This window comes from Pedobacter sp., assembly GCF_045628745.1.
Classification (GTDB): Bacteria; Bacteroidota; Bacteroidia; order Sphingobacteriales; family Sphingobacteriaceae; genus Pedobacter.
The window spans coordinates 1-11130 of record NZ_JAZQPU010000413.1; the positions used below are offsets into that span (position 1 = coordinate 1).

10 protein-coding genes are annotated in these 11130 nt (G+C 41.9%); 3 read left to right on the forward strand and 7 right to left on the reverse strand.

Features of this window, described 5'->3' with window-relative positions:
- From ACR2F7_RS14920 to ACR2F7_RS14940, 5 genes are all read right to left on the reverse strand, one after another.
- Nucleotides 1-788, reverse strand: a 788-nt coding sequence (locus ACR2F7_RS14920) for a manganese catalase family protein (RefSeq protein ID WP_432714342.1), incomplete at its 3' end; no start/stop codon positions are given.
- A gap of 39 nt (nucleotides 789-827) precedes the next feature.
- Complete coding sequence (locus ACR2F7_RS14925) at nucleotides 828-1076, reverse strand: hypothetical protein (RefSeq protein ID WP_432714343.1); 249 nt, start codon at nucleotides 1074-1076, stop codon at nucleotides 828-830.
- A 143-nt stretch (nucleotides 1077-1219) separates the two neighbouring features.
- The gene (locus ACR2F7_RS14930; RefSeq protein WP_432714344.1) at nucleotides 1220-3373 is read right to left on the reverse strand and encodes a family 1 glycosylhydrolase; all 2154 of its coding nucleotides are present in this window, start codon (nucleotides 3371-3373) and stop codon (nucleotides 1220-1222) included.
- A 22-nt stretch (nucleotides 3374-3395) separates the two neighbouring features.
- Nucleotides 3396-4502: a UDP-galactopyranose mutase gene (gene glf / locus ACR2F7_RS14935; RefSeq protein ID WP_432714345.1), complete on the reverse strand. Its 1107-nt coding sequence runs from the start codon at nucleotides 4500-4502 to the stop codon at nucleotides 3396-3398.
- Between the two features lie 11 nt (nucleotides 4503-4513).
- Nucleotides 4514-5662: a glycosyltransferase family 1 protein gene (locus tag ACR2F7_RS14940; RefSeq protein WP_432714346.1), complete on the reverse strand. Its 1149-nt coding sequence runs from the start codon at nucleotides 5660-5662 to the stop codon at nucleotides 4514-4516.
- A 311-nt stretch (nucleotides 5663-5973) separates the two neighbouring features.
- On the opposite strand from ACR2F7_RS14940, the gene ACR2F7_RS14945 reads away from it, so the two are divergent.
- The 3 genes from ACR2F7_RS14945 to ACR2F7_RS14955 are packed head-to-tail and all read left to right on the forward strand — an operon-like array spanning nucleotide 5974 to nucleotide 9642.
- A complete protein-coding gene (locus ACR2F7_RS14945; protein WP_432714347.1) occupies nucleotides 5974-7746 on the forward strand; it encodes a carbamoyltransferase family protein in 1773 nt (590 codons plus the stop codon).
- Nucleotides 7747-7759: 13 nt separating this feature from the next.
- Nucleotides 7760-8656 carry a glycosyltransferase gene (locus ACR2F7_RS14950; RefSeq protein ID WP_432714348.1) on the forward strand — a complete coding sequence of 299 codons (897 nt, stop codon included), beginning with the start codon at nucleotides 7760-7762 and terminating at the stop codon, nucleotides 8654-8656.
- A 2-nt stretch (nucleotides 8657-8658) separates the two neighbouring features.
- Nucleotides 8659-9642: a glycosyltransferase family 9 protein gene (locus tag ACR2F7_RS14955; protein ID WP_432714349.1), complete on the forward strand. Its 984-nt coding sequence runs from the start codon at nucleotides 8659-8661 to the stop codon at nucleotides 9640-9642.
- A 30-nt stretch (nucleotides 9643-9672) separates the two neighbouring features.
- Here the strand turns inward: ACR2F7_RS14955 and ACR2F7_RS14960 are convergent, their stop codons facing one another.
- Complete coding sequence (locus ACR2F7_RS14960) at nucleotides 9673-10743, reverse strand: glycosyltransferase family 9 protein (protein ID WP_432714350.1); 1071 nt, start codon at nucleotides 10741-10743, stop codon at nucleotides 9673-9675.
- A gap of 153 nt (nucleotides 10744-10896) precedes the next feature.
- The coding region (locus ACR2F7_RS14965; RefSeq protein ID WP_432714351.1) for a hypothetical protein at nucleotides 10897-11130 on the reverse strand (234 nt) is incomplete at its 5' end.

Here is an 11130-nt window from a genome sequence, read left to right on the forward strand (position 1 = left end):
TCGGTTTCTCTCACCTTTGTTAAAGGATCACTAACATATTGCCATCCTTCGCCTAATTGAGTGCTGGTGCCCTCATTCCATGGTCCACGGACATCTTCTCCCTGCGACATGTTGTAATAGGTATTGCTGTGGCGAGGGTCACTTTGTAGTACTCCAGGAGGAAAGTTTGGTTGTATGGTGCCTAATGCGGCTTCAAACATTTGATAGTGGGCAACTTCCCTTGTCATTAGAAACCTTAACGTTTCCCGTACATAAGGATCATCAGTATATTTCATTAAGTACTCATAAACAATCTTAGCCCTTGATTCAGCGGCCATGTTAGACCTCAGGTCCACGGTAGGATCTCCATTTGCATTGACATATGTTCCCTGCCATGGAATACCATTTGAATCAGTTAAGGCAGGTCCGCCACCAGTAAGCACAAAGAAATGAGGATTAACCATCGCTTCGTGAATATAGCTTTCTTTGGCTGCCCTACCATCCAATAAGGTAGAAATTTCATCCTGTTCAGAAGCATCCTTTAACTCACCATTAACGCCGCTGAGCAGCATTTGAATGGTAGCCCCTACAATTTCCAGGTGACTAAACTCTTCAGTTGCGATATCCATCAGCATATCATACTTATCCGGAAAAGGCAGCTTACAGGTAAACGCTTGTGTAAAATACTGCATGGCAGCTTTCAATTCGCCATTTACACCTCCAAATTGCTCTAATAGCAAACGAGCAAATCGTGGATCAGGTTGTGAAACCCTGGCATTAAATTGTAATTCTTTAGCGTGATAAAACATAATCTTTTTTTTATGTAAACATTATTTTAACCTTTCACATCAGCTTTCAGTGTCATGCCCTTCAACTTTCACTATTTTGTTGTAGATACCTAATAATAAAAATGAAGGTGCCCACTGACCTACAAACAAAGCTGTGTGATTTTTACCTAAAATCTTTAAAGTCAATGATGCGGCCATTGACCCTAAAGCGGCCCATAAAAATAAATCGGAAGGTAACTTTGCCGTTTGTTCCTCAATTGTCCGTGCAATTGGCCCTTCCTTGTGCTGTGGATTGTCTTTTAAGTCCATGTTTTCCTTTTTTAGATGAATAATTAAATTAACTATCTGTACTACAGATTAATGCGCTTATTGTTTAAAGCTAAAATCACAATAGGTATTTTCCGAAAAAGAAATTGATAAGGTTAGTATTTATACGGTATAATGAACCATAATTAACAAGCGAGTGATTTGACAGTCTTATCTGCAAAGAAACGATCAAGCGCAAAATCAAGAGAAGGTAAGATCAATCCATGCATACTGGTTAAGGCAGAAAAGTTGGGCCTTACTGCAGGATAACCTAATTCTTCTACGGGTAAGGGTAAAAGAAAAGAAGGATTATAATTACCACGCCTAGCCACATCATAGGCGAAATCAGACCAGGTCAGCGTACCTTGATTGGTCAGGTGCCAAAGGCCTCTTTCATCATCAATCAGCAAATCGAGGCTAACGTTAACCAAATCTGGCACATAGGTGGGTGAAATATAAACATCAGAGGCCACTTTGACTGAAGTTCGTTGATTTAAAGAAGATAAAATATGGGAAACAAAGTTATAATTGTCCCAGGGACTAAAAAAAGCACTCGTTCTGATAATCAAGGCATCAGGATCGTTTTTCAAAACCTCCTGCTCTGCTTTAGCTTTACTGGCACCATAAACATTTAAAGGATTAACACGGTCATTTTCAATATATGGAGCACCCTTTTCTCCATCAAAGACCAGGTCTGAAGAGAACGTTAAAAACTTAATGCCGTATTTCCTGCAGGCATCAGCAAGATTTGCCGGCCCCTCTGTATTACTTAAGAAGCAATCCTCCTGCTCAATTTCTGCTTCATCTACCCTTACAAATCCTGCAGCGTTGATGATTGCCCAAGGCTGGTAACGTTGAATCATTGCTTCAATCTGTGCTGGCACCACCACATTTAATTCTTTCCTGTTCAGTGCAATAAAATGAAGGTTACGCTCCATACAAACCCGGGCAAAGGCCTGTCCGAGTGTCCCTGTTGCGCCAATTATTAATAGGGGCGAGCAAAGATCGGGCATGGGCAGATTGAGCATAAAGGGCTCCGGATAAATGATTCTTCCTGGTCTTTTCCACCATCCATCACCTCGCACTACAGGGTGTTCAAAAGGCTTTCCAAGGGCTAGGTTCCTCACCAGCCTGGCCAAAGCTGTGGCCCGTGGAAAGCCCGATCGTAAGTCGAATACGCCAGATTCATAGTTCCCTCCTTCTTCAGTCAATAATTTGTCCCAACCATAAGCACCAAATAAGGACCAGGCCGTAATTCCCTTGATGTCTATACCCTCCTTTTTCAATTCAACAGCAGCCTGATAAATTTCCATCAACCAGCGGAGCTGGTCTTCCCGTCCGCAACCTAAATGTGCTTCAGTCACCGCCAGGGGAATTTTAAACCTTTCCCATGCTTGTTTCAGCAATACCTTAGGGCCAGCTATGGCCTCGCAGTACCTAACCGCCTCTACATCAGCATATCGAAGGTTGCTATTACCACCATGTGTATGCGCAGGAAAATGTTTCAGGTTTTCATCAAGATAGCGCTCAGAAGTAATGTAATAATTAAAACCAAGTATATCAGGGGGCATCGCATTTTCCTGAAAAAAAGCCAGATCATGAGCTGTAAGGCCATGACGCAGCAAATATGGCCACAAAGGATGTTGGGTATTTACTTTCCCACACAATAAATCCAGCCCAAGCCATCGCCTTTCATTTTCAAAATCAGCCTGGTATTTCAACAACGGCGTGCTGTGTGTTTTACCCAAATCTTCCGTATGGATAAGCTTAGCCCTGGGGTTGATCCTCCTAATGGCGGCCATTGCAAGAATTGTTGCTTTACATTCGTTATAAAGTATCCTTAAAAATGTACGGTCATTCTTCTCATGTGGATACCACAAACCATACAAACCACAAAACCTCGCCGTAGTAAGCGGCTCATTAATAGGTGTATAATAATCAATCCAGGGAAACTTTTCCGCTACAGCTTTTGCATATTCTGCAAGGCCATCTGCAAAAGAATCATCCAGAAAGTTCACATAACAAGGGCCACTCCCATGATGCACCAAACCTGCAATAACAGTAACTCCAGCATCCTTAAGATAGAGGAGATTATTTTCCACCACACCCCAGTCAATAGGCTTGTTTTGTTGTGGCCGGTGCTTTTCCCATAAAACAGGATACCTCAGCTTTTGTATACCCAAGTTGACGAGCAGTGACAAATCTTCTTTCCGTTGGTAATGACCCTGACTATCAAGTTGGTTGTAATAGTGGTCGCCAACCCGGTTAATGGTACATTCAATACCTCCCCATATTTCCATCACACTAATTTTAGTCAATATTCTAGTTAACTAGTATTTCCTTGTTTCTGATTTTTTTAAATACAGTTAATGCCTGGGCTACCACCTGGTCCATATTGTAATATTTATAAGTGGCCAGGCGCCCAACAAAATGAGTAGATTGCAATTGCGATGCAAGATCATGGTACTTCTTGTACAAAGCCGCATTGTCAGGTTTAGGAATAGGGTAATAAGGATCACCAACTGCTTTTGGAAATTCATAGACCACCGATGTTTTATGATGCTTTTGCCCTGTTAAATATTTAAACTCTGTGATTCGTGTAAATTCGTAATCATTAGGGTAGTTAATGGTACCTATCTGCTGAAATTGTTCCTGATCATGGGTTTCAAATTTGAACTCGAGCGATCTGTAAGGCAACTTCCCAAAACGATAGTCAAAAAACTCATCTATTGGTCCCGTAAAGATCAATTCCTTATAACCAATTTCGCCCAGTACATCTTTATAGTCCGTATTGAGCATAATATGAATATTGGGGTGATCGAGCATTTTCTCAAACATGCGCGTATAGCCATGCAAAGGCATGGACTGGTAAGTATCAGTAAAATAACGATCATCTTTATTGGTACGTGTTGGTACCCTAGCCGTGACGGAAGAACTCAGCTCTGAAGGGTCTAGCCCCCATTGCTTCCTGGTATAACCCTTAAAGAATTTTTCGTATAACTCCCGCCCTACAGCACTCACCACCACATCTTCTGAAGTAAGCACTTCTTTTTTCTTTTCTGATTTAGAGCCGAAAAAAGTTGTAAGCTGATCACTGTTTAAATTGGTGCCGTACATTGCATTGATGGTATTCAAGTTGATGGGTATAGGCAGCAGCTGACCATCTACATTGGCCAGCACTTTGTGCTGGTAATTTCTCCATTCCGTAAATTCGGAGAGGTAAGTAAATACCTCCAGGCTATTGGTATGAAAAATATGCGGTCCATATTTGTGAACCAATACGCCAGCCTGGTCATAATAATCATAAGCGTTGCCGCCAATATGGTTTCTTTTGTCAATAATAAGAACTTTCTTTTCTGCAATATTGGCTAATCTTTCTGCTAAAACGCTTCCTGCGAATCCTGCACCAACAATTAAGTAGTCATACATGTGCTTCTAATTTAACTTGCAATTGATATTGATCTATTGTCATTCAACTGATTAACAATAAGTGTTTTCATCTTTTGATAGGTATTATCCCATGAATTGAATTTCAAAAACTCATCTACCTGGGTTAACCATTTCTTTTTATCGGTACTGTTTATTTCGGCTTCTATGGCTTTGATAAAATCATGTCCATTCTCGCCTATATGAACAAGTTTCTTTATTCCATAAGGTTTAATTACATCTCTGATGGGCGTAGAAACTACTGGCACGCCAGCAGCAAGGTATTCCGGCGTTTTTGTAGGACTGATAAAACGTGTTGATTCATTGAGCTGGAAAGGAATCAAGGCGACATCCCAGCCGCTTAAATAACGTGGGAGTTCGGCATAACTTTTTTGCCCCAGGTAATGAATATTGGCGTTTTTTGGCAGAGATTCATGGGGTATTTTGACTACCGGGCCAATTAATATAATTTGCCATGTGGGTCTTTCCTCAGCAATTGTTCTGATCAGCTCAATATCAAATCTTTCATCGATGACGCCATAGAAGCCTATTTTCACACCAATAATGGAGGCCTGATCAACAGGCTGTAGCTTCATTTTCCGGGCTTGTTCAAAGTGTTCTTTCTCTATGCTACTTGGGAAAGGAAAAATATTTGCATGCTGCTTTTGTTTAGCTTCATATAAGGAATGGCCTCCAGTAAAGACAAGGTCTGCTTTAGCCATTAATTTTTTCTCGAGTCCTATTAATTCTTTCGGTGCAAAATCGAATGCGGACAACTCATCCATACAGTCAAAAATGGTCAGTCTGGGTTTAAAGTTTTCCGTAAAGGCGAAGGCCATTGGTGTATAGTACCAAAAAGTCCAATCGTTGAGCGTATCGCTGTGGAAGAATTTTTCCAACAATTGCGCTAAACATAGGTTTACGCTTTTTGTATCCATGCCAGTTGGCAAGTGTGGAACAATAACACTGAGTTTGGCTGCTCTTTTACTGACGGTAAGCTTAGTTTCCCCATTGGTGTCAAAAATGGGTTCTTCCATGAAATAAACATTGGCTTCTTTGGCAAAACGGCTAAGTAGGTGCTGTGGTCTTTGAAATACAAAATCCCATCTTAAATGAGATAAACAAAGTAAGTTTTGAGGTGGTCCTTGTTGTTGGTTTTTCATATTTAAGGTCTGTTTTTAAGCATGTTCTTCAGGCATTTTTTATCTCCACAAAAAGTTACTCTTCGTTTCACTAGATTTAAAAAAACTTAATAAAAATTAAATGCCTTAAACTAGGTGCAATAACTATACTCTAATCAACGTGTTAATTGATTTTTTGTTTAAGTAATAACTACCTTTTTTTTCTGCGTAAAACATCATTTATATATAAGCAGAAATACGTGTATGATTTAAATACGTGTTTTACATTTTCTCAAATCAATTCTTCCCGGCCATCGTTTAAAGGAGAACCCTTCATATTATATACAGTAGATATGTATACACTTGGCATCAACGCAGTCTTCCACGATTCTTCCGCATGTTTGCTTAAAGACGGCATTTTACTCGCCGCCGCCGAAGATGAACGTTTTACCCATATCAAACATGGTAAAAGACCTGTTCCCTTCTCCACCTATGAGCTTCCTTTCCATGCCATAGATTATTGTTTAAAGGTTGCCGGAATAACTTTGAAAGAAATAGATCATATTGCTTACTCTTTCAACCCCTTTTTGCTGATTGCTGAAGATGAGGTAAACCAGCCACTCACTTATATTCCTTTTTATCCCTCTGTAAAAGGCAGCCCAACCAACAACCCATGGAATAACTTGTTTCTTTCTTATATCATCAATGCCCCAGCACAGTTGGTCGATGGCTATCCACATCACCTGACGAAACGCTTTAAAGGCTGTACGGAAGATGATTTTTCATGGCATTTCGTGGAGCACCACACCGCGCATGCCGCAAGTGCTTTCCTGCCCTCCCCATATGACCGTGCAGCCGTGATGACCATCGATGGCAGAGGTGAACTGGCTACAACAACCTACAGCACAGGCCTCCATAATGACCTGAATAGAATTGGACAGGTCCATACACCACATTCTTTAGGTCTGCTTTATGAAAGAATAACCACTCATCTGGGCTTCTTACATTCTTCTGATGAATATAAAGTGATGGCCCTGGCTTCCTATGGTAAACCAACCTATGTAGAGGCTTTCAGGGAAATTATAAAAGTGGGAGAAAATGGCCAGTATACCATTGCTCAAGAAGACCTCGAAATAAGGTTTGGACTAGCGCGGGAAAAGGATGCCCCTTTTACCAGCGATCATTTTAACATTGCCCATTCTTTACAGCTGGTACTCGAAGACACCGTGATTGAGCTGGTTAATTGGCTACAGGAAACCACAAAAGAAGATAACCTGTGTTTAGCAGGTGGTGTTGCTCTAAATTGTGTTTTAAATGGAAGAATCAGGGACCATGGTAAGTTTAAAAATGTGTGGGTACAACCAGCATCTGGAGATTCGGGAACTGCTTTAGGAGCTGCCATGTGGATAGATCAGCAGGAAAGGCCGAAAAAAGAAAAGTCTTTTGTGATGAACCATGCATATTGGGGACCGGCATACAGCGATGAAGAAATAGAACAATTTTTAAGGTGGGCAAAAGTGCCTTTTAAAAAGATGAATGATGTGGCTGAAGAAACGGCACAGCTTTTAGCAGACAACAAAATTATAGGATGGTTTCAGGGAAGAATGGAATTTGGTCCACGTGCCCTTGGCAGCCGTTCCATATTGGCCTCCCCCATCGATACCAATATGCAAAGCCGCCTTAATGAGGTGAAAGCCCGTGAAGATTTCCGCCCTGTTGCACCCGTTGTTTTAGAGGAAGATGCCGCAGAATGGTTCAATAATGCAGAGGAATCTCCATTTATGCTCTTCATCTATGATGTGTCTGAGGATAAAGCCGCACAGATCCCTGCAGTAAAACATGTGGACGGCACCGCAAGGATACAAACCATTAACGAAAATCAGCACCCCGCTTATTACCAGCTGCTGAAAGCCTTTAAAGCAAAAACAGGGGTTCCTGTATTGGTAAACACCTCCTTTAATACGTTGGGTAAACCCATAGTTTGCAGTCCCAGAGATGCCATAGAATGTTTCTGGAGTTCACCGTTTGATGCCCTGGTCATGGGTTCATTTTTAATTGATAAAGAGGATGAAAGAAAAGATTACAGTAGTTATCCCCACTTACAAACGACCCAAACTATTGATTAGCTGTTTAAAGGCTTTGGCCTTACAAAACATTCCCTCATCAGCTTTTGCGGTAATCGTAGTGTGCGACGGACCGGATCATGAAACTGCGGTGCTGCTGAATCAATGTGGACTACGGCAGCAACTTAACCTTCGTCTGTTGCAGGCCCCTGTTAAAGGCGGTCCTGCCGCAGCAAGAAATATAGGCTGGCGAGTGGCACAAACGCCATTAATTGCTTTTACCGATGATGACTGCCTTCCGCAACCCTCCTGGCTTGACGCTTTTACCACAGGATACGCCGGGGAAGAGTTGATGGCCTACAGTGGAAAAACCATAGTTCCTATGCCCGATAAAAATACTGATTTTGCCCTTAATTTAAAGCAGCTGGAATATGGTGCTTTCATCACTGCAAACTGTGCCTGTACTTACAAGGCCCTTTTAAAGGTCAATGGTTTTGATGAAAGGTTTAAAATGGCATGGCGGGAAGACAGCGACCTGGAATTTAAATTGATCAGTCAGCAGATCCCTATCCGTAAAATAGGTGAGGCCGAGGTGGTTCACCCGGTGAGGACAGTGCCCTGGGGAATTAGTGTGAAGGAACAGAAAAAGGGTCTGTATGATGCACTGCTCTATAAAAAGTTCCCTGAACTCTTTAAAGCAAAAAGTTATGCCCCCATTTGGAACTATTACAGCATCACCTTGTTAACGCTCCTCCTTTTTATAGGTATTTACCTGAATCTCACCTTTCTAATCGCAGTCTCTGCATGTGGACTATTGTATCTTCTAGCCCAGTTCATCGCACGCAGATTGAATAACAGGCATAAATCATGGCCGCAGGTGGTAGAAATCGCCAGCACTTCATTAGTTATTCCTTTTATCTCTGTTTTCTGGAGGTTATATGGATCCATCAAATATCGCGTATTTTTCTTCTAAACATGATCAACTTAGACATTAACCATATCGCCATTTTCAGGGCACTCCAATTGGGAGATATGCTTTGTGCCATCCCTGCGATCAGGGCGCTAAGGCAGGCTTATCCTGATGCCTTAATTACCTTAATAGGCTTACCCTGGGCCGCTGCCTTACAAAAAAGGTTTCCCGCTTATTTCGACTTCTTTATCTCCTTCCCCGGTTATCCGGGTTTGCCGGAGCAAAACTTCGACCCCGTTATGTATGACATCTTTTTGCATAAAGTGCAGGCACAGAAGTTTGACCTGATCTTACAGATGCAGGGTAATGGCACTATCGTTAACCAGATGCTGAGCACTTTTGGTGCCCGATACCTTGCCGGTTTTACGCCTGTACCACGCCAACCGGTGGAGAATGAATATATGATGACTTACCCTAATTATGGTCCCGAAATTTTACGACACCTCAACCTGATGACCTTTTTGGGGATTCCTCCCGCAGGTACAGATTTAGAATTCCCACTTTTCAAAAGTGACGCCGAGGAGCTGCATCAATTAAAATTGCCTGTAAAGCCTGAGCATTACATATGTATCCACCCTGGTTCCAAAGGAAGCTGGCGACAATGGCCTACATTATACTTTGCTGCCTTGGGTGATTATTGTGTAAAAATGAATTACCAGGTGGTTTTAACGGGTACTAAAGACGAACTTGGTGTGGTGAATGAAGTGGTGAGCCTAATGAAGGCTGCACCGATTGTGGCTGCTGGTAAAACTTCTCTGGGTGCTGTAGGGATGCTGATCGACCAAGCTTATGCCTTGATCAGTAATTGCACAGGTGTTTCTCATATTGCCTCGGCGCTAAAAACCCAGAGCATCGTGATCAGCATGGATGGCGAACCTGAACGCTGGGCGCCCTTGAATAAAGAACTTCATGTCACCATCGACTGGACGAAAACATCAGATTACCAGGTAGTTTTAAAGGAGGTAGCCGCTTTGTTTTTCAGGCTTTAACATTGTTTTTCGGGCTTAATCTAGTATTTCTTAGGTTATAGTATTTAAGGCCTCTAATATTTCTTCCGCTTCAGGGTACGGAATATGTATTTTATACAGTTTTTCATCTACCCAGTGTAACACCTGGTTTTTGCTCTTCAAGGGCTCAGGAACACTAAATGACAATACTTGATGGGGCACCATCCATGGACTGTGCTGCGGATTTGTCTCTGCATGTAAAACCACTACAGGGGTTTGCATTGCCGCCGCCAAATGCACTGTGCTAGTATTAACGCTAACTACAGCAATGGCCTCTCCTATCAATGTGGCAAATTCACCAAGTTCAAATTGGCCGGCAACAGAAATACAGCCCTCGCCTGCTCCTGCTGCAATTTCAGCACTTACCTTTTCATCTGCTGCTGCACCAGTAATGAATAAAGGTTTATGGTATGTATGCATCAACTTCTGGGCAAGCGCAATCCACAATTTCTTGGGATAACGTCTCTTCTCTTCACTAACCCCGGGATGTAGGATAAAATAACTTTGAGGTACCTGGCTTAATCCGAGCGCAAATAGCTTCTCTGCTAAATGGATGGAGGCTGCGGCGCTAACTTTAAGCTTCAGTGGTTGAGGCTTAACGATAGCACCAATGGTGGCTACAAGATCGAGATCCCTTATTACCTGGTGCTTGATATGATGATAAGGTTCCTTATCGGGAACCCAATGACTGAGCAAATGGTAAGGATTTTCCCTGCAATAAGCCAGTCGCAAGGGAATTTCGGCAAGGTAGGCCAACAAAATAGCGGGCATAGGGTTCTGACTATAAACGGTAAACACCACACAGCCATCAAAAGAAGCGGCCTTGATTTGTGATAAAAGCTGTAGAAATGTAGCAGGATCATCTCCATGCTCATGTTTTACCCAAGGCACATCACAAACTATCACCTCATCAATAACAGGTAACACTCTGACCACACTTTGTGCTTTTGACGAGGTCAATACCGTAATTTTACATTTAAAGGTTTGTTTGAGGGCCTCAATGGCAGGTGAAGAAAGCAGCAGGTCGCCCATGTTATCTGCACGGATAACCAATAAGTTTCTACAGTCTATCCATTCTTTCATGCGCTATTTGGTTGTTGCTATTTAAAAATAAGTATAAATTTATAGAGGGTAAACTGCTCCATCAGATCAATTTGCTTCTTGGCAGAGCACAGATGTGAAAGAGAATCTGGCTCAACCTGATTATTAACCATAGATAAGTCGCTGAATGTATGATCAATTTAACAAAGAGATCTTCATTTTAGTGCTGGAATCCATTCGGCTAATCATTTGTGTAGTGCTTTGATGTGCGATATAAGGTAAAAAAATAATTTCACAACCTAGCTTATTCAAGATAGCCGCTTCTGGCAGCTGCGTATTTTTATAATCGCCACCCTTGACAAACAGCTGTGGTTGAACCATTTTTATCAGCTCTATAGGCGTATCATCTTTTTTACTGCCAAAAGTAAC